The sequence below is a fragment of the Pseudobacillus sp. 179-B 2D1 NHS genome, assembly GCF_045370945.1.
In the GTDB taxonomy this organism is placed as follows: domain Bacteria; phylum Bacillota; class Bacilli; order Bacillales; family Domibacillaceae; genus Pseudobacillus.
The window spans coordinates 200,553-217,916 of sequence record NZ_JBIQDP010000001.1 but is presented as its reverse complement, the minus strand read 5'-3'; the positions used below and the strand labels follow the sequence as shown (position 1 = coordinate 217,916).

Here is a 17,364-nt window from a genome sequence, read left to right as displayed (position 1 = left end):
GGTATTATATTTTTTATCATTTTTGATACTACCTATATTATCAAAAATGCTTTTAAATGGTGACAGGGAGTGATACAAATGAGAAAACTAGAAAACAAAGTGGTTTCATTAATTCCCATCCAGTTAGAGCATATTGATGGAATCCACACTGCAGCCCAAGACATGAGCATTTGGGAGCATATGTCTGTTAACTTAATGACTAAAGAGGACTGTAGAAATTATGTAGAGGATGCGTTAAAGAAGCGTGAAAGTGGCACAGACTTTGCGTTTGTGATTTTCCATAATGACACCAAGCAAATTATTGGCTGTACTTGGTTATTGGATATTCACCCAGCGCATAAACGGTTAGAAATTGGTTCCACCTGGCTGAACCCAAATTATTGGCGCACAACCGTCAATACAAATTGTAAATGGCTGTTGCTGCAACACTGTTTTGAGGAGCTTGACTATAACCGTGTGCAAATTAAAACAGGGCACCGTAATGTACGCTCTCAAAAAGCAATTGAACGAATCGGCGGCATAAAGGAAGGGACTTTGCGAAATCATATGATCCAGCGAAATGGAGATATTCGGCACACGGTAATGTATAGCATGACACAAGAAGATTGGCCAAAGGTAAAACAGCTATTTCTGGCTCAATTGTTGTAAAAAAGCATAACTGCAAACAGGTGAATAGGTGTGCTTTATTGAACCCTGTTGATAGGGAGCTATAAATGACTTTAAAAAGAGCGCGTTCTTGCAAGCATTCATATATAATCACTCGGCAAGAACGCCTCCTCATCAGACCTACTCTATTCCGCTAATCCGCTTGTCTTCTCCAATGATCTCCTATGTATCTTACTGAAAGAGGCATCATTTTTCCGATAAGTAATAACCCGCTGCTCCTAATACGACACCCAACAAGGCTCCCCCCAGTACCTCACCTGGTTTGTGGCCAAGGACCTCTTTAAGTGGATCAGGTACCTTTTCTTCATATTTAACCGGATCATCTTTATGAATTTTATCGATCAATTCATCTAGGTCGTTCACTTTTAAAGTTAATTCTCCTGTTTGTCTGCGGATGCCCTGCGCATCGTACATCACAATGACCCCAAAAATAACTGAAAGAGCGAAATCGATGGACGATGCACCTTTTTTCATAGCAATGTAAGTGGCCAGAGAGGATACTCCAGCCGAGTGAGAGCTTGGCATTCCACCTGTGGCTAAAAACAGTTCAGGCTTCCATTCCTTTTTCTTTATATAATGAAGTGGTATTTTCAAAGCCTGGGCCATTCCAATACTTGATAATGCAGTAATTATTCCTTTATTCAAAATGCTCACCTCCATGTTATTTTGAAAAAAGTTGGTTGTTTTTATTCTTTCTTCAGATCATTAATAAAAAAGACAAACAGTCCTTACCATAGGGTTTAGCCGGTCTAATAGGATATTTCTCTTTTTTCCAGGAAGTTAAACAAAAAACTTGAGGAAAAACAGAATAGCTAGACTTTTTTCATCGATTGCTTCTTTTGGTGACTGTTTTTTTGTTATATTTATTTGAATTTTACATACACTACACTATTCACTAATTATCATATCTCTTCCTAAAATGATATGAACGTTATTCTACCGTCCGAAATGGTTTAGGTTTAAATGCTAAATCCATGCTTCTTCAATAAATACCATTATGCAGCCCTATTCTCATAACTGGGCCAGCGATTCTTTTGATATAGAAGAGACTGAGCTGCAAGAAATACTTCTTCTGTGTACCCCTTATTACATAACCCTTAGCTCCAACAGGCTTTACGTTACTATGGTAAAAGGGTCCCTCACGTAAACGGTCATGCTAAGCACCCCGCTCTTATTTTCGAACGGGGCGCCCAATAAATTGACCATTTAGCAAATCAAGCGAACTTGTTAGATGGATTCTTTATATTTTTTCAATTTACGAATGACGGAAGGCTGGCTGATACCTAGATATTCAGCCATTTCATACGTAGATTTACAATGTTTCTGTGCCTTAGAAAGCATTAGCTTTTCCACACGCTCCATCACATTTTTTAAATTGTGGTCTTCAATTACGAATTGTTCAATTAGCGACATCTCCTCCCCATTCGTTGGTTCTTGGCCAAGAATAGAAGCAGGTAAAGAATTTGGCCAAATCATCGGTTCCTCGGATGTTAAAATTAGCCGTTCCATTAAATTCTCTAACTCTCGTACATTGCCGGGCCACTTATACTTAAGCAGAACTTCATAAGTGGAAGAGTGTAACTTTTTTGACGTATTGTATTTTCTATTAATAAGATCGACATAATGATTAATCAGCAAAGAAATATCTTCTTTCCGGTCCCGTAATGGAGGGATATGAACCGGAATAACATTGAGCCTATAATATAAGTCCAGACGAAAATCGCCTTTTTGAACCATTTCCTCCAAATCTTTATTGGTCGCTGCGACCAGACGAAAATCAATACGGCGTTCTTTATTCCCGCCTATTCTCATGAATTTTTTTTCCTGCAGCACTTTTAATAATTTTGCCTGCATAGCCAAGGGCAATTCTCCAATCTCATCTAAAAATAGCGTGCCATTATGGGCTTGTTCAATTAATCCTTGTTTCCCATTTTTTTGTGCCCCTGTAAATGATCCAGATTCATAACCAAACATTTCTGATTCAAATAAATTGATAGGAATGGTGCTGCAGTTCACTTCAATAAACGGTTCTTTTTGACGATGTCCCTGCGTGTGGAGCTTTCGGGCCAGCATGCTCTTGCCAACGCCGGATTCCCCTGTCATTAAAACAGTCGCATCCGTATTGGCCACCCGCTGTAGAGTTTTGGATATTTGCTGCATTTCCTTGCTCCGATAGTGAGTCTCTTTTTTTTCTCTCAACTCCTCTACCTCTGTTTGGTACCCTTTTAACTTTCTCTCTAATTGTTCATATTGCTCTTGCAGATTGCTAATTTCTGTTTGATCAATGGCATAGCTGATGACTCGAACAATATCTCCGTTTTCGTCGAAGATTGGGTAAGCCGTTGACATAATAATTTTGCCTTTCCTTGTATGCTGCATGATTTTAGTAGGCTGTTTCTTCTCAAGTACTATGGCTGTAATAGAAGGAGTAAGCAACCCCTGTTCCTGAAGTTTAAAAATAGATTCTCCAATATAGTTTTTTGGTTCTTCATCATAAACAGACCAATGATCGCTGTTCGTGTATAAAATAATCCCTTTCTCATCCGTAATGGTAATGTTGTTATTAGAAGTCTTTATAATTTTCTCTAAAATAATATCTGCAATCGACATAAGATGCTCCTTCTTGCTTTTTTATTCATCTCTCTGTTACTTTTATTCATAATTAAAATATAATTCAAAAGTGGATCAATAATCAAGAAATGGATCAAAAAACCTCGAATTTGATACAAAAACAAATCGTTTTCTGTCATATCCAACGATAAAATGCCGAATTTTAGGCAAAAGAATGTTGGCACGCATCTTGCTTATAATATAAGGCACACCGCTTTAAATCAGTTTGAAAACGCTTAGATAGGAAGAAAAGGAATTTTTCACCTTATTCAATGAGTAAAAGTCTTCTTTCTATTAAACAGCAGGCAGATCTGGGAGACTTTTTTCATAAGTCATAAGGTTTTGATAAAAGATACGAATAAACAAACCTTAGACTAATGTTTGGCTAGGCCCAGTGAGATTTAAAGCATTCATTATTAAAAGGGGGCATGAAAATAAATTGTAAGATTTGTCAGAGAGCTGCCTCTTGAATTTTCTCAACATTGTTACCATTATAAATATTACTTCTATTTATAATGGCTATGAATGATGAAAATTAGGCAGAGAAAGTTTCTGATCAAGGTGCAGGGCATCAATAAACAATAACTTTTAAGATGGGGAATTTTGAAAAGGTGAGACAAACGTAAAACTTACGGAGTGGGTGATATAATTTGGGATTGCAAAATAATGATCTAAAACACGGACTAAAAACAAGACACGTAACAATGATTTCTATTGGTGGGGTAATCGGTGCAGGGCTGTTCGTAGGAAGCGGCACAATGATCACACAGGCAGGACCTGGGGCATTATTGTCTTATATTATTGCAGGATTGATGATCGTTCTTATCATGCGGATGCTTGGTGAAATGGCTGTTGTGAATCCTGATAGCGGTTCCTTTTCAACCTATGCACACCAGGCAATCGGTCCTTGGGCTGGATTTACTATCGGTTGGCTCTATTGGTTTAACTGGGTCATTATCGTTACAATTGAAGCAACCTTGTTAGGAGAAATGGTGAACAACTGGATACCTTCCATACCTATTTGGGTACCAAGTGTTATCTTTCCTATTTTGATGACGATTACAAATATTTTTTCGGTTAAAGCTTACGGAGAATTTGAGTATTGGTTAGCCTCTATTAAAGTAGCAGCCATCGTTATTTTCCTCGGTTTAGGCGTAGCTATCGTTTTTGGACTTATTCCCGGCGTTGAAGTTCAGAGCTTTTCCACTCTGGCTACAGTCGATCAATTTTTCCCTCATGGTTTTATACCGGTGCTGCTTGGAGTTATCTTTATCACATTCTCGCTATCTGGAAGTGAAGTGGCGGCTATCGCAGCCGGTGAATCAGAAAATCCAGAGAAAAATATCATTAAAGCAATAAACGCTGTAGTTTGGCGCCTTCTTCTTTTCTTTGTTGGATCAGTTGCTGTGCTAATCATGGTCATTCCGCAAGGAGCTGAAGACTTGCTTAAAACGCCTTTTGCCAGCGTATTTGATATGGCAGGCCTTCCTGCTGCAGGTCAAGTAATGAACTTTGTTATTTTTATTTCCTTGCTTTCTGTTTTGAATTCAGGACTTTATACAAGTTCCCGTATGGTATATTCTTTATCGAAAAAAGGTTCCGCTCCTAAATTCTTATCCAAGGTCAACGAGAGAGGAATTCCTATCTGGGCATTAGCAGCTAGTTTATTTTTCGCTTATGTCTTCACAATGTTTAAATTCATTTCTCCTGATACGCTATTTGTATTCTTAGCAAATAGTTCAGGCGGTGTAACGATCATTATGTATATTTTTATCGCCTTCTCTCATATACGTTTACGGAGAAAAATGGAAAAAACAAATCCAGCGGCGCTAAAAGTAAAAATGTGGTTGTTCCCTTACTTAACTTATGCAACTATCTTTGTCTTATTAGTTATCTTTGTCGCTCAGGCTTTCATCAGTTCTATGCGCTTACAATTCTTCCTTACTACCATTTTGACCATTCTCGTTATCGGCTCTTACTTTCTTTTCTATAACAAAAAAGAAATCGTTCCAAATCTGTCTCAAGCAGATCTGAAGAAAGTCGAAACGGAAAATTGATAAACAACACCTCCACCTTATGGATGCTATTTCTCATAAGGTGGAGGTGTTTTATTAATAGCCAAATCTCTTAATCTTAGCAAAATGGTTAAAATCCAAAGCCGGTTTTTATCTTACAAACATTCATGATAGAATAATGATAATTAAGTAAATGATTGGAAAATCAGGCAAGCAAATCACCTGAAGGAGACTGCCCTTTAACTAATTGAGTTGAATCTCGAGCCAGAACATCCGCTAATCCTTCAATTCTTGGGCCGACAAGCACTTCGCTAGAGAAAGAGCCCTAGATGAAACATTCGTCATTACAAAATCAAAGGAGGAATAATTTTGATCGATTATATTTCTTTAGATATAAACATCCCTATTTTGCGCCAACTTCCTCCTCCGTTTGCTTCTGCCGCCATTTTATTTCATCCTTTTGTTCAAATGCCTGCTGGATGGAAACAAGCCCAACAAAAGTATCCAAATCATCACGTTTATCCAGACGATAGGGAAATCATAGAGCTAGGCAGTCCTGTTTCATGGAAGAAGATAATGCAGCAAAGTGGCCTGTCTAGTTTTGCGGAAGTTGCTACTGCTTTATCTGATAATTGGCTTGATAGAAAATATGCAAAGCCCCATTTAGCAAAGAAATTGGACGCTGCCCTTCATGAAGACCTCTTTTGGCCGATGGAGGACACAGTATGTATCCTTCTACTGAAAGATATTCTAGATACCTTCTCTTCGAAAGGAGCAGAATACTTTTATTACGCTGATCCCATTGAAGGTAAAAAAGGGAGAGTGAGAATTACAGACATTACGCCATTTGAACTACCTTTTCTAACACTCAGCGAGATGATCATTGCTGATGAAAACATGGACTTCGCTTTTATGAGTGAGTATGATGCTTACACAACCTATTTTTTTGCGAAAGATGAAAACATCCATACAATAATTAAGCAAAAGGAATGGGAAGCCCTTATTTGTGATAAAGAAACAACCTCTGCTTGGTTTTTATCAGAATAATAATCGTAGGTCGAGAAACTAAAAAAGATAATAAAATTTTAAGCCGCCACATCTTACATATTGCTATTTTTCTTTAGAATAGAATAAGAATAGACGGGGACCATCAGCCAAGCCTTTATTTTTTTACAACCTTGTAATCCCCCCTTGACTGTCCCTGAATAATTTCAAGTTAGCTGCTCGATTACAGAAGTGCGTTATTTTAGAAGCCAGAGTTGCCATCAGACCGGAAACCCGATGGTCTAAAACTAAAAATGACGATTCTCCAAAAAGCGATGTTTATATTAGAAAGAATCATCGCTGCATGGGAAATTGCTTCGTCATCTTCATTTCTCTCATCTCGTATGGGCCTGTCCCCTTCGGCTCATTATAATTTTTTCTTTCCCCTCCATGGCCGTTTACAGCTCCAGATGCAAAATATATAGCTCTCCATTTTTCCCCATCGCACGGATCCCTTTATCTTTAAACCCGCCTGATTGATAGACACATTGGGCTCTCTTGTTTAAATGGTTAACTCCCAAAACAATTTCATTTTTATCGGGAAAGTTTTCTTTTACAAACGAAGGCAATAATTGAATAGACTGTGTAGCTATTCCTTTTCCTTGCAAGTTGGCGTTGACTGAATAGGCTCTCAAAAGAATAGCATTCCTATTATCACTATATGACTTGACACCTTCCCAGCCGTGAAGAACGAAAAATCCAGCTGGTGTTTGATTGTAAAGAATAACAACAGGAGTGCGCTCACTATCTGTTTCACATATTGCAAGAGCATCAGCCGGCAACGAAGTGTACTTTTGCTGCTCCTCTGGTAAATAATACTCTTCTAGCTTTTCCTTATATTTAAATTTATAGAAGTCCAACGAAATCTTCTCTTTTTGAACAGTTGCCATGCGTGTAGATCTCCCCTCGTTAAGGACATGTATGTGTTTTTGTTTTATTGTAAATATTTACTTTTTGGTGTTCAAGTCGATGGATGGAAAAAACACCTAAATAAACGCTCTTTGAATAACTCGACCGGTAAAAAAATTATACTTGCCTCCCTCTTCTTTTTCCAGCTCCTTTCTGTTAAATCTTTGTTAAGCTGAAAACTACAACATTTTCAAAATCTATTGATGTGTAACTGTAATTAAGTGTGCTACGATTCTAGTATTCTTGGAGGGAGGAAAAATGAGAATAAATTTGTACAGTATAGCCGCTCTATTAGGTAGCATTTTAGGTGCCTTTTTTCTTAAAAAGGCAGAGAGACGTGTTTATCCATTCGCCCTGCAGCATTCAAGCCTATCCCCGGCAGAAGCATCAAGTCTGCAGATTAACATGGGCTTATCCTATGCTAAGCAACGAAAGTATAAGCAAGCGACCGAATACTTTGATCAAGTGTTTCATGAACAAATGACGCAGGGGTTTGTTTATGATCCTAGTTTCAAAGAAAGAATTCAAACTTATTTAAAGAGTCACCAGAAAGAAAAAGCAAAGCAGGTTTTATTCATCATGTTAGGCAATAAAGAAAAAGATAAACGATACAAAAAACTGGAAAAGACATTCTCTTTCCTATTAGATTAAAATGTCAATTGTAGACTTAGAATAACGATGGATTAAATGACTGATAATATCCTTGATAAACGAACAAAAAGAAAGAGCGTGTTTTGAAAAGAAGATTCATCAAAACACGCTCTTAATATATTTCAATCGAATGATTCTTTTATAAAGCTATCATCCTAATCCAATTAAAGCGCATGATAGTTGAAGAATGAGATTAAAGCCTTTCTCCAGGGTTTATTCTTAAGCTTAATTTTCGCTGTCTGGGCAAAATTTAGACTCTTAGCGAGCCGCGAAATCCCCTGGAAGAATAGTAAGATTCTGCTCCATTGTGATACACGAAAACGTGTCCGAAGCGGTAATCGCAAAAAAGAGCCCCGCCGAGTTCTCTAATATCAGAGGGTGTCTGCACCCAACTCGACGTTTTCATATCAAAGTTTTCTATCTTCTGCAACGCTCGATATTGTTCTTCCGTTAATAATTCAATGCCCATGGCAGTTGCCATATCCATAGCATTATTTTCTGGTTTATGTTTTTTTCTTGATTCTAGCCCTTTGCGGTCATAACAAACACTTCTGCGACCTTTAGGACTTTCCCTTGAACAATCATAAAAAATATACTCGTCTTTCTTTTTATCATAATCAACAACGTCTGGCTCACCGCCTGTTCTTTCCATTTCATTGAGCGACCATAGTTTCTCAGTATTAGCTTCCAGCTTTTCTTGGATTTTAGCCCACTCAAGACCTTTATGGCGGTGCATGTTTTTCTCAAAACGAGCTTTCAATTCACTGAGTAATTCTTCACGTTGTTCTAGTGACAATTCTATTATCATGTTAATGTCCCCCTCACTGTATTTACTTATGATAATTTACGTATATGTAAATGGTTGGAATGAAGCTTTGCAACATCCACAACAAAAAGAAACGTTTGGCTCCGACACAAAATTTGATCAGGTTTTATTAAGAATAGTCAATCTTTTTTGTTAATTATTCAACAAGATATGCCCAACACTTCAATAACTCCCGCTTTCAGACACACTGAAGTCCTCCAACTGCTAAAGCTTGTTTATAAGAAATAGGGTTATCACAATAATTATATCTACCAAATCCCTGCTAATCAAAATTTTACCATAAAATGATTGGGTTATATTTCATTATTTTTTACGATGCTGATCATTAGGCCTCATTCATCTGCTAGTTTAGTTCCATTCCCAAAGAAGAAACCAGTGCGGTCATATAAACGTAAAAACGCCCCTCCTTTCAGATTTTCAACCTAAAAAAAGGGGCAACATTTTGAGAGCTTATTGGTATAAAAGTAAGCTCTTTTTTGAAAAACACTCGTTATTTTACTGGGGATAATTCGTTTTCAGTTACCCATTTGTGATTTTTTACTTCTTCTCCATTAGTAGTAGAGGTGTAATCGACCATATAGACAGTTGTTTTTTCTGCTGATTCAATTTCAGCAGAAGCTCCTTTCATTCCCTTCATGTGGTCCGCTACTAAGGTAACTTCCGTGCCAGGCGTTAACGTTTTGCTGCCCGCATCTTTCATTTCCTCTTGAATGACCCATTTATGGTTTTCTACTCTCTTTCCACCAGTATTCGGGGTATAAGAAACAACATAAGCTGTCGTTTCATAAGCCCCTGCTATGGTTGCTTTGGCCCCTTTCATTCCTTCCATATGATCGGTTTCAAGAATAGCCTCGCTTCCCACTTTATAAGTTGGATGATCTGCTGTTTTTAACCCTTTTGGAGTTTCGCCCGAACTGGAATGACTCATCTCTCCATGATCCATGTCTTCCATCTTTTCAGTATGCTCTTTATTGTCCGTTCTTTTCTTGCTTTCCTCCTTATCATTGGAACAGGCCCCCAGTATGAGGATAAGAGCGGCAAATAATAGAATCAGCGCTTTTTTAAGCATAAACATCTCCTCCTTTAATGATCGCTTCTCATCATAACAAGGAAGTTTGCAGAAAATATGGAGCTGTCTTCTCTATTTTTTTATATTGCTTTCTTCCTTAAGTGGGCTCTCTGCATCCACCCACTTATATCCAACTCCCCAAACCGTTGAAAGATATTGATCGATCGGAAAGTCTGCATTTCGCAGTTTTTCCCGGATGTTTCTTACGTGGGAATCAACGGTTCGATCTTCTGTAAAGGCTTCATCTCCCCAAATGCTTTCAAGCAGGTTGGGACGCGAGAATACCTTATTTTGATTATGTAGAAACAATCCAATTAAAGAAAATTCTTTTGGGGTCACTTGAATGTCCTGTCCTTTGTAGATTAATTCATGAGCCGTTCCATCCCAGAGAAGACCTTTAAATTCAATTTTCTGGTTCTCCCCGTTTTTTACTCTCCTAAAAATAGCCTCAATTCTAGCAAGCAGCTCAGCTTCGTCAAATGGTTTTGTTATATAATCATCCGCTCCTATCTTTAATCCTTTTACTATATCTGTTGTCTCGTTTCTTGCGGTTAACATAATGATAGGAAGAGTAGAGAATCTCCTAATCTCTCGGCACGTATCCCAGCCATCCATCTCGGGCATCATTACATCTAAAAGAATTAAATCAACTTTGTTCTTCTTCACATATGAAACAGCTTTCAGCCCTGAATTTACTTTGATGCACTCGTAATTCGGCGATAAATAAATGCTTAACAGATCAAGCATTCTCTCTTCATCATCTACAAGCAATATCGTTTTCATTTTGTTGCCTCCTTCAGCCAAATCAAAACAATGACCCCTGATTAATTTTGCTGCTAACCTCAATCCTGCCTTGATGGGCTTCTACTAACTCCTTTACAATGGACAATCCTAAACCGCTTCCCCCCAAATCTCTGGACCGCGACTTGTCGACTCGATAAAAACGGTCAAAGATAAAAGGAAGGTCTTCCTTAGGAATGCCCACTCCTTCATCTTTCACCGCAATGACAACGTCATTTTTTTTTCGCTTCACAGAAATGGTTGTTTTCGTATGTGGGCAGGAGTATTTCATCGCATTATCCAACAAGTTAAAAAGAATTTGTTCAAATCTTAAAGGATCCATCAAGACATACATCTCTTCTCTGCATTCCATTTCCAGCTCGATCCCTTTCTCTTGAAAAGCCGGAAGCATTTTTTCACAGACAGTTGTTAAATAAGGACAAATCTCCACTTTCTTTCGGTTAATAATAAAAGAGTTGCGATCAATCTTGGCAAGATCAAACAAGTCCTTCATCAGAGCGGATAGCTTCTCTGATTCTTCATAGATAATATCGAGGTACTTTTCTCGATCTTTTTCTTCAATGTTTTTTCTTCTGGCCACATCAGCATATCCTTTTATATAAGTCAAAGGGGTCCTTAACTCGTGAGAAACACTTGATAAAAACTCGTTTCTTTGTTCCTTTAAGTGCTTCAGATCTTGAGCAAGAACTGTGATAGACCGTGATAATTCACCGAGTTCATCTTCCCCGTGTTCCGGCAGCCGGACAGAGAAATCTCCCTTGCTTAGCTTTTCTGTAGCTCGTTTCATTTGAATAAGGGGAGTCGTTAACGCTTTTGAAAGAAATAGAACCGTCGTGATTAAAAGGATAATCGTTACTGCTGCAGCAAATAGAAAATGCTGATTTAATTTTGAAATTAGGCGTTGTACCTGATCGGTGCTTTTGAACATATAAATATATCCGCTTTGATTCTCTCTCGTAGTATAAGGACTGACGGTAGAAATGTATTTTTCATTTTCCCATCGCCTTTCAAGAATTTCCCCTCTGCGTGGAACTTCTTCCAGCTTTTTGGCTATAATTTTCTTTTCCTCATTGTCTATGTTAGAAGAACTAATAATAATTTTTTGTTTGCCGTCAGTAATAACCACTTCTGTATCAGCTTTCCATTCCATTAATGCAATGTGATGCAGCGTTTTTGGGCTGTAGCTATCCTCCAGAACCTCCCTATGGCTATTCCCTCTTGCAAGGAGGGAGTCTAATTCTTCTTCTACCCTGCTTTCGACAAGACCAGTATGTAAAACAAAGAATAAACAAATTTGAATCATTACCATCACAAAGAAAAACCAAAGACCTAACTTTAATGTTATTTTATTGATTGCCATCACCGCTTTTCAAAATTACTGTCTTTATCATACTGAAAAAATCATATTAAATTGTGCAGTTTTTAAGGACTTTTCATTAAATCGTTAGAAAAATAATAAGAAGGGTAGACTCTAATTGACTAATATCATGAGGAGGATGCTTTATGAACACAATGTATGAAGAATGTATCAAAGCTTGTCTGGAGTGTATGGAAGCGTGCAACCATTGTTATGACGCCTGTTTAAAAGAAGAAAACGTGAAAATGATGGCTGACTGCATACGATTAGATAGAGAATGTGCAGACATTTGCGCACTTGCGGCAAAATCGATGCAATCTAACAGTCCATTCGCCAAACAAATCTGCCAGTTATGCGCAGACATTTGTGAAGCCTGTGGAAACGAATGTAAAACACACGATCATGAGCATTGTCAAAAGTGTGCTGAAATGTGCTTCCGCTGCGCGGAACAATGCCGTCAGATGGCATCATAATCAGATTGAGCTAAAAAACCTGTATCCGCTATTAGAAGCGGATACAGGTTTTTTATGATAAATTCTTTTCTGCCTCAGAAGATGGGAAGAACAAGATTAGGCAGATTTAGGCGCATCGTTATTATAGTCGCGCCCTTTAAAAATCAACCGGTCTAACGAGCAAAACTTGCTTCCTGTGATAGCAAGAGAGACAGCCATTGCCAGGAATGCGAGATCCAACTCATATCCTGCTGATTGCCCGTCCCCTAAGAAACCAGCAGCCAGTTTCACTTTTAAGATCGCTCCAGCCATTAATAGAGCAAAGAGCGTCGAAATAATTTTAGTGCCTAAGCCGGCGATTAATGCTATTCCGCCAACTGTTTCTAAGAAAGCAACCCCATAAGCAAGAAAGCCTGGCAATCCAATGCTTTCAAACCACCCGGTGATGTTTTCAATGCCCCCCTGGAATTTTGTTAGTCCATGCACAAAGAAGGCTATTCCCAATACAACGCGTAAGATCAATGCACTCCACTCATATTTGCTTGCCATTTTCACCATACCTCCAGGTCATTTTTTTATTAACCAAATTGCCATACGCTGTGACTTAAGTTTCCATATCGATAGCTTCGGTGAAGGAGCTCGGCTGTTCTCTTGTCATCTGCTGCTCCCATAGCATAGAAAATTGGAATAAAGTGCTCTTTTCCATATGGAGGCACAGCCAGACGTGCTGTAGGAGCTAAAGTATCATAATGAAAGAGAGTATCTAACTCCCAACTTTGCAAATGACGGGCCACCCACTCATCAAAATCTACGGCCCAATCATCTACGGCCCCATAATCTGCAGCCATGTTTACCGCTCCAAGGTTATGCACAGTTCCCCCGCTGCCAATAATTAAAATATCATTTTCTCTCAGTTCGACCAGTGCTTTTCCAATCTTGTACTGCTCTTCTGGTGTGAGACGGGAATTAACAGACATAGCAACAACAGGAATATCAGCCTCTGGATAAAGCATCCGAAGAATCACCCACGCCCCATGATCCAGTCCCCTTCTCTTTTCTATTTCATAAGGGATACGATGTTTAGTGAATAACCCTTGAATTTCTTTGGCAACGTGCTTATCACCGCGAGCTGGGTACTGAATCTGATACAATGCTTCCGGAAAACCGCCGAAATCATAGATCGTACTGTACACATTAACGTCGCTTACTTTTTGGACAGGAGACTCCCAATGGGCCGACAGCAGTACAATGGCTTTGGGACGTACGAGTGTCCGGCCCAATTCCGTCAGAAACTGTGTATATTCATTGTCTTCAATAGCCAAAAGCGGCGCTCCGTGAGCGATAAAAAAAGATGGCATCATCCTTATTTTCCTCCTGTATCCTTTAGGTTTGTATATTAGTATGTTTCTTTTCGATCCATTTGTTTACTGTAAATAAATTTGCTGCTTCTCTTGATGAACTCAGCAATTATTTAGCCTGCCCCGTTTAAAAATATCCCCTCACGCTTGAATATAAAAAATTCTCTATCTTCCTAACGGCTAATAGTGAATCTCGCCCATTATTTCTTATTATTCTCTGAATGAAGAACCAGATAGTGTAAGCTCCATTTAGCTGGATCTATGCTGTTAGCGAGTTTACCTGCCTTTGATCTGCAGTTACGCTTTTATTTCCCTATGTGAATAATTGTTTTTTATAAGATAACAAACAATTTCATAGAACGTCAACTGTTTTTTTGTTAATATAGAATTAAGTTTCTTATTAGAAAACAACTGAGGGGGAAGAAGATGGACATCGGTTCAAACATCAGAGCGATCAGAAACAGAAAAAAAATCACCATTGCACAAATGAGCGAAAGCACGGGACTCTCCAAAGGATTTATCAGCAATATGGAAAACAACAATACGTCTCCCTCTATCACTACATTGCAAACAGTCGCTAACTTTCTTCAGGTGCCTCTGCCCTACCTTCTTTTAGAGAAGGACCAGCGTATGAATGTAGTTAGAAAGAATGAGCGGCAATATACGACTCACAAAAAAGAAAACATTAGAGTCGAGCATTTAATATCAAAAGATGGATTAACGCTCCAGCATGTCGAATTTCCGCCGGGAACCTCAACAGGAGAAGAACCGCATGTTCATGAAGGGAAAGAATGTCATCTGGTATTGCAAGGTAAAATTCTCGCTGAACAAGGAGAGGATTCGTTTATATTAGAAGAGGGGGATTCGTTTAGCTGGAATGCTTGTGCCCCGCATTTTGTTAAAAATATCGGTGACCAAACAGCCATTGTTTTAATTGCTGTTTATACAGAATAATAAAAATAGGTAGTATCCCTAGTCATGAAAGTTCTGCCAAACGTTGATATAACAACGTTTGGGAAGATTTTTCTTTTTATCCCGCTTTGTATTTTGTGGAAAGAGAAAGAACTATATGAGTTTATTGTTGAAGCTGCGAGTATAGCTGGCCTGGAATCAGAAGAAGATATAACTGAAGAGTGGAGGGAATGGTAAAAAAAAAACAGTATTCTTTTTAATGCCTATAATCGAGGATTATGTTAATAAAAACCTTAACCCAAGAATCAGATTGTCAATAGACGGTCCGTTTTAGAGATTTGAATGTTATAACATCAGGCATATTAAACAAACTGATCTAAGCTTCTATTTATTAGAAAGCTTTTATTGCATGTGATCCTATTCTACTTCTTCCTGCTTTCACAAGTTCGAGCCTTGGATGTGATTCGCTGATTAGCGAGCAGACTGGTGTATCATCCGAGAGATGAAGGGCCATTACAGGCTGTGCGACACCGACCATCAACCCGGTATTTCTACATCTAATTTCGTAACCTTTCTTAAACACCAAATCCTCCAGTTCATCAAGCGTTCTTACACCTCCTAGTGAGCGAATCACTCTGCTCTCCCCCTTTTTTTGTCATACATAGGTATATTCCCACAAAAAATTACAAATTCCTTCCATGTGTTAACAAATATAAAAGCCCCGCTTAATAGAAGCGGGAAAAGTATTTTAGCTATCAAACGGTGATATTTTTTGCGCAGTTCATCCTGCTCTGCTTTTCGCGCTTCAATATCACTTCTTAAAAATAAGGTTTCTCTATTAAGTTTTTTCACTGGAGTAATCTTTTTAGTTGAAATTAACGATTTCATTTTTTGTCTGGTAACACTCAGAATTTCTATTGCTTCTGAAGTGGTCAATACTTGCTCAATAACGAACCGTTCTATTTCTTCGCGATTCTTCAAATGATATTCCATTTCCTCACCGTTTCCTTTCTGGTACCAGCAACTTTATAACAAAGAAAATGATCCATTTTTTTAATGTTCCCCTTAAAACGAATACATTTATCTACAAAAAAAATAGGTAATACTTTATACAAGTACAATGCAAAGAAAAATTAAAAGATCATCGAATAATCATCCGGTTGGTTTTTTATCCATACTTAGTTAAGGAAATTAGAAAGAGAAATACTTCCTCGATTACAAAGGGCAAAAATGGTAAAATAAGTTATTCGTTATTTATTAAAAGGAGTGTAATATGTGACCAAATGGGGTTGTTTATCTGGAGTAATGGTTACAGTTGCATTTATTCTCTATCTTGTCGTGCATGGCTATGAGGAAAGAAATAAAAATATTTATGAATCTGAAGTTATCTTTAGCAACGAATCCCCAAACCACACCAATATAATCGAAGCTAGACTAGTGGTTAAAGAGTCAAAAGGATTGTTAGCATTTAAAGAAGTAACAAACTATTTCACAAGAATTTATTATGGAAAAAAAGGAAGTGTTTTAGAAACATATAAAGAATTGAAACCTTCTGAATCTATTTCTTCCCTTGATGAAGTTAAAGTCCACTGGGAAGGAGAAAATATGGCCACAGTAGAAATAAAGAAGGTACATGAAACAGAACATGTTAAAATATACATTCCAAATTAGTTAATAGAAGCTTCTTTTAATGCCCTCAAAATATAAAAGCCCCTGCCCGTTGAGAGCAGGGATCAATCGGAAATATTCGGGGTGTGACTCGATCGAACAATAAATAAATCCCCGCGCTAAAAGATCGAGAGTTTTTAATAAATTATTTCTCTTGTCTATAACTCATAGTGTTCTATAAATAAACGAGTGTGTAATACTGGAGAAGGATGGTATACACTTAGATATGTTTAATTATTTTCGCTGGATTTCCGCCAACCACTACATTATCAGGGACATCTTTTGTTACTACTGCCCCGGAAGCAACTACTACATTATTACCTATTTTCACACCGGGATTGATCACCGCTCTCCCACCAATCCACACATTGTGACCGATATGTACCGGCAGCCCGTATTCAGCGCCGCTAATTCTTTCCCTCGCATTTAGTGGGTGAGCAGCTGTATAGATATGTACTCCTGGAGCGATAAAACAATTGTCTCCTATTCGAATTTCACATACATCTAAAAATACACAGTCGAAGTTTGCATAAAAGTTTGCACCGACATGAAGATTGTAACCATAATCACAACGCAAGGTGGGCTCGACATATATATTTTCTCCCGTCGAACCAAAAAGTTTTTTTAAGAGCTCTGTACGCCTGTTGCCTTCCGTTTCTGTTGTCTGATTAAAAAGCCTCGTTAATCTTCGTGCGTTCTCACGTTCTTGTGTCAGTTCTGAGTCATCCGCAAAATAAATTTCTCCACTCAACATTTTCTCTTTTTCTGTTTTCATAACGGAATCTCCTTAACTAAGATGGATTTTTCTTATTTTATAAGACTGTATCGTATGAGGAAGAACTTTTAACATCCAATTATAAAATAATCTTTACCCTAAAACAGCTAAATTCACGATACAATAGGCTTCATTGTGACCTATCAAGAATTACTCATTCATTTTTGGACACTTGACAAAGTATCAAAGTTTAATATTACAAGGATAAAAAAGAGCATAATTGAAATAAGAAACTACAAAAAAGAACCTCA

20 protein-coding genes are annotated in these 17,364 nt (G+C 38.0%); 8 read left to right on the top strand and 12 right to left on the bottom strand.

The window, feature by feature from the left end:
* Positions 1-78: 78 nt before the first annotated feature.
* Complete coding sequence (locus tag ACH0BF_RS01235; RefSeq protein ID WP_340854025.1) at positions 79-648, top strand: GNAT family N-acetyltransferase; 570 nt, start codon at positions 79-81, stop codon at positions 646-648.
* Positions 649-852: 204 nt separating this feature from the next.
* On the opposite strand, the gene ACH0BF_RS01230 is transcribed toward ACH0BF_RS01235, so the two are convergent.
* On the bottom strand, positions 853-1,311 hold the full coding sequence (locus ACH0BF_RS01230; RefSeq protein WP_120031442.1) for a divergent PAP2 family protein: 459 nt from the start codon (positions 1,309-1,311) through the stop codon (positions 853-855).
* Between the two features lie 582 nt (positions 1,312-1,893).
* A complete protein-coding gene (locus tag ACH0BF_RS01225) occupies positions 1,894-3,276 on the bottom strand; it encodes a sigma-54 interaction domain-containing protein (protein ID WP_340854023.1) in 1,383 nt (460 codons plus the stop codon).
* A 650-nt stretch (positions 3,277-3,926) separates the two neighbouring features.
* Between ACH0BF_RS01225 and ACH0BF_RS01220 the strand changes: the two genes are divergently transcribed.
* Together ACH0BF_RS01220 and ACH0BF_RS01215 are read left to right on the top strand one after the other, a co-directional pair.
* Entirely contained in the window at positions 3,927-5,333 is a 1,407-nt protein-coding gene (locus ACH0BF_RS01220; protein ID WP_406908639.1) for an amino acid permease, read from the top strand.
* Between the two features lie 327 nt (positions 5,334-5,660).
* The gene (locus tag ACH0BF_RS01215) at positions 5,661-6,338 is read left to right on the top strand and encodes a DUF2711 family protein (protein WP_340854022.1); all 678 of its coding nucleotides are present in this window, start codon (positions 5,661-5,663) and stop codon (positions 6,336-6,338) included.
* 395 nt (positions 6,339-6,733) lie between these two features.
* Here ACH0BF_RS01215 and ACH0BF_RS01210 read toward each other — a convergent pair whose 3' ends face one another.
* Complete coding sequence (locus ACH0BF_RS01210; protein ID WP_120031448.1) at positions 6,734-7,225, bottom strand: GNAT family N-acetyltransferase; 492 nt, start codon at positions 7,223-7,225, stop codon at positions 6,734-6,736.
* Between the two features lie 277 nt (positions 7,226-7,502).
* Between ACH0BF_RS01210 and ACH0BF_RS01205 the strand changes: the two genes are divergently transcribed.
* Positions 7,503-7,895: a hypothetical protein gene (locus ACH0BF_RS01205; protein ID WP_340854021.1), complete on the top strand. Its 393-nt coding sequence runs from the start codon at positions 7,503-7,505 to the stop codon at positions 7,893-7,895.
* 250 nt (positions 7,896-8,145) lie between these two features.
* Here ACH0BF_RS01205 and ACH0BF_RS01200 read toward each other — a convergent pair whose 3' ends face one another.
* The 4 genes from ACH0BF_RS01200 to ACH0BF_RS01185 form a co-directional block, all read right to left on the bottom strand.
* The gene (locus tag ACH0BF_RS01200) at positions 8,146-8,703 is read right to left on the bottom strand and encodes a DUF4256 domain-containing protein (protein WP_406908638.1); all 558 of its coding nucleotides are present in this window, start codon (positions 8,701-8,703) and stop codon (positions 8,146-8,148) included.
* A gap of 508 nt (positions 8,704-9,211) precedes the next feature.
* Positions 9,212-9,790: a YdhK family protein gene (locus ACH0BF_RS01195; RefSeq protein WP_406908637.1), complete on the bottom strand. Its 579-nt coding sequence runs from the start codon at positions 9,788-9,790 to the stop codon at positions 9,212-9,214.
* A 72-nt stretch (positions 9,791-9,862) separates the two neighbouring features.
* Positions 9,863-10,573, bottom strand: a complete 711-nt coding sequence (locus tag ACH0BF_RS01190; protein ID WP_340854017.1) for a response regulator transcription factor — start codon at positions 10,571-10,573, stop codon at positions 9,863-9,865.
* 22 nt (positions 10,574-10,595) lie between these two features.
* The gene (locus ACH0BF_RS01185; RefSeq protein ID WP_406908636.1) at positions 10,596-11,951 is read right to left on the bottom strand and encodes a sensor histidine kinase; all 1,356 of its coding nucleotides are present in this window, start codon (positions 11,949-11,951) and stop codon (positions 10,596-10,598) included.
* Between the two features lie 143 nt (positions 11,952-12,094).
* Here ACH0BF_RS01185 and ACH0BF_RS01180 point away from each other — a divergent pair, with 143 nt between their 5' ends.
* The gene (locus tag ACH0BF_RS01180; RefSeq protein WP_340854014.1) at positions 12,095-12,421 is read left to right on the top strand and encodes a four-helix bundle copper-binding protein; all 327 of its coding nucleotides are present in this window, start codon (positions 12,095-12,097) and stop codon (positions 12,419-12,421) included.
* Positions 12,422-12,517: 96 nt separating this feature from the next.
* Here the strand turns inward: ACH0BF_RS01180 and ACH0BF_RS01175 are convergent, their stop codons facing one another.
* Together ACH0BF_RS01175 and ACH0BF_RS01170 are read right to left on the bottom strand one after the other, a co-directional pair.
* Entirely contained in the window at positions 12,518-12,949 is a 432-nt protein-coding gene (locus ACH0BF_RS01175; protein WP_340854012.1) for a DoxX family protein, read from the bottom strand.
* Between the two features lie 29 nt (positions 12,950-12,978).
* Positions 12,979-13,761 carry a dioxygenase family protein gene (locus ACH0BF_RS01170; protein ID WP_340854011.1) on the bottom strand — a complete coding sequence of 261 codons (783 nt, stop codon included), beginning with the start codon at positions 13,759-13,761 and terminating at the stop codon, positions 12,979-12,981.
* 423 nt (positions 13,762-14,184) lie between these two features.
* Here ACH0BF_RS01170 and ACH0BF_RS01165 point away from each other — a divergent pair, with 423 nt between their 5' ends.
* Both ACH0BF_RS01165 and ACH0BF_RS01160 read left to right on the top strand, forming a co-directional pair.
* Positions 14,185-14,712, top strand: coding sequence for a helix-turn-helix domain-containing protein (locus tag ACH0BF_RS01165; RefSeq protein ID WP_120031462.1), 528 nt, complete (start codon positions 14,185-14,187; stop codon positions 14,710-14,712).
* 24 nt (positions 14,713-14,736) lie between these two features.
* The gene (locus ACH0BF_RS01160; RefSeq protein WP_340856477.1) at positions 14,737-14,907 is read left to right on the top strand and encodes a hypothetical protein; all 171 of its coding nucleotides are present in this window, start codon (positions 14,737-14,739) and stop codon (positions 14,905-14,907) included.
* Positions 14,908-15,061: 154 nt separating this feature from the next.
* Here ACH0BF_RS01160 and ACH0BF_RS01155 read toward each other — a convergent pair whose 3' ends face one another.
* Positions 15,062-15,304 carry a hypothetical protein gene (locus tag ACH0BF_RS01155; RefSeq protein ID WP_120031464.1) on the bottom strand — a complete coding sequence of 81 codons (243 nt, stop codon included), beginning with the start codon at positions 15,302-15,304 and terminating at the stop codon, positions 15,062-15,064.
* Positions 15,301-15,663: a helix-turn-helix domain-containing protein gene (locus ACH0BF_RS01150; protein WP_340854009.1), complete on the bottom strand. Its 363-nt coding sequence runs from the start codon at positions 15,661-15,663 to the stop codon at positions 15,301-15,303. Before ACH0BF_RS01150 ends, ACH0BF_RS01155 begins: the two co-directional genes overlap by 4 nt.
* A gap of 282 nt (positions 15,664-15,945) precedes the next feature.
* Between ACH0BF_RS01150 and ACH0BF_RS01145 the strand changes: the two genes are divergently transcribed.
* Entirely contained in the window at positions 15,946-16,341 is a 396-nt protein-coding gene (locus tag ACH0BF_RS01145) for a hypothetical protein (protein ID WP_340854008.1), read from the top strand.
* Positions 16,342-16,558: 217 nt separating this feature from the next.
* Here ACH0BF_RS01145 and ACH0BF_RS01140 read toward each other — a convergent pair whose 3' ends face one another.
* Positions 16,559-17,113, bottom strand: a complete 555-nt coding sequence (locus tag ACH0BF_RS01140; RefSeq protein WP_340854007.1) for a sugar O-acetyltransferase — start codon at positions 17,111-17,113, stop codon at positions 16,559-16,561.
* Positions 17,114-17,364 lie beyond the last annotated feature (251 nt).

Coding starts and splice junctions, on each gene's coding strand:
- ACH0BF_RS01175 (WP_340854012.1), bottom strand. CDS start 12,949: ATGGCAAGCAAATATGAGTGGAGTGCATTGATCTTACGCGTTGTATTG.
- ACH0BF_RS01205 (WP_340854021.1), top strand. CDS start 7,503: ATGAGAATAAATTTGTACAGTATAGCCGCTCTATTAGGTAGCATTTTA.
- ACH0BF_RS01165 (WP_120031462.1), top strand. CDS start 14,185: ATGGACATCGGTTCAAACATCAGAGCGATCAGAAACAGAAAAAAAATC.
- ACH0BF_RS01180 (WP_340854014.1), top strand. CDS start 12,095: ATGAACACAATGTATGAAGAATGTATCAAAGCTTGTCTGGAGTGTATG.
- ACH0BF_RS01150 (WP_340854009.1), bottom strand. CDS start 15,663: ATGGAATATCATTTGAAGAATCGCGAAGAAATAGAACGGTTCGTTATT.
- ACH0BF_RS01140 (WP_340854007.1), bottom strand. CDS start 17,113: ATGAAAACAGAAAAAGAGAAAATGTTGAGTGGAGAAATTTATTTTGCG.
- ACH0BF_RS01160 (WP_340856477.1), top strand. CDS start 14,737: ATGAAAGTTCTGCCAAACGTTGATATAACAACGTTTGGGAAGATTTTT.
- ACH0BF_RS01225 (WP_340854023.1), bottom strand. CDS start 3,276: ATGTCGATTGCAGATATTATTTTAGAGAAAATTATAAAGACTTCTAAT.
- ACH0BF_RS01210 (WP_120031448.1), bottom strand. CDS start 7,225: ATGGCAACTGTTCAAAAAGAGAAGATTTCGTTGGACTTCTATAAATTT.
- ACH0BF_RS01170 (WP_340854011.1), bottom strand. CDS start 13,761: ATGATGCCATCTTTTTTTATCGCTCACGGAGCGCCGCTTTTGGCTATT.
- ACH0BF_RS01185 (WP_406908636.1), bottom strand. CDS start 11,951: ATGGCAATCAATAAAATAACATTAAAGTTAGGTCTTTGGTTTTTCTTT.
- ACH0BF_RS01195 (WP_406908637.1), bottom strand. CDS start 9,790: ATGCTTAAAAAAGCGCTGATTCTATTATTTGCCGCTCTTATCCTCATA.
- ACH0BF_RS01190 (WP_340854017.1), bottom strand. CDS start 10,573: ATGAAAACGATATTGCTTGTAGATGATGAAGAGAGAATGCTTGATCTG.
- ACH0BF_RS01235 (WP_340854025.1), top strand. CDS start 79: ATGAGAAAACTAGAAAACAAAGTGGTTTCATTAATTCCCATCCAGTTA.
- ACH0BF_RS01200 (WP_406908638.1), bottom strand. CDS start 8,703: ATGATAATAGAATTGTCACTAGAACAACGTGAAGAATTACTCAGTGAA.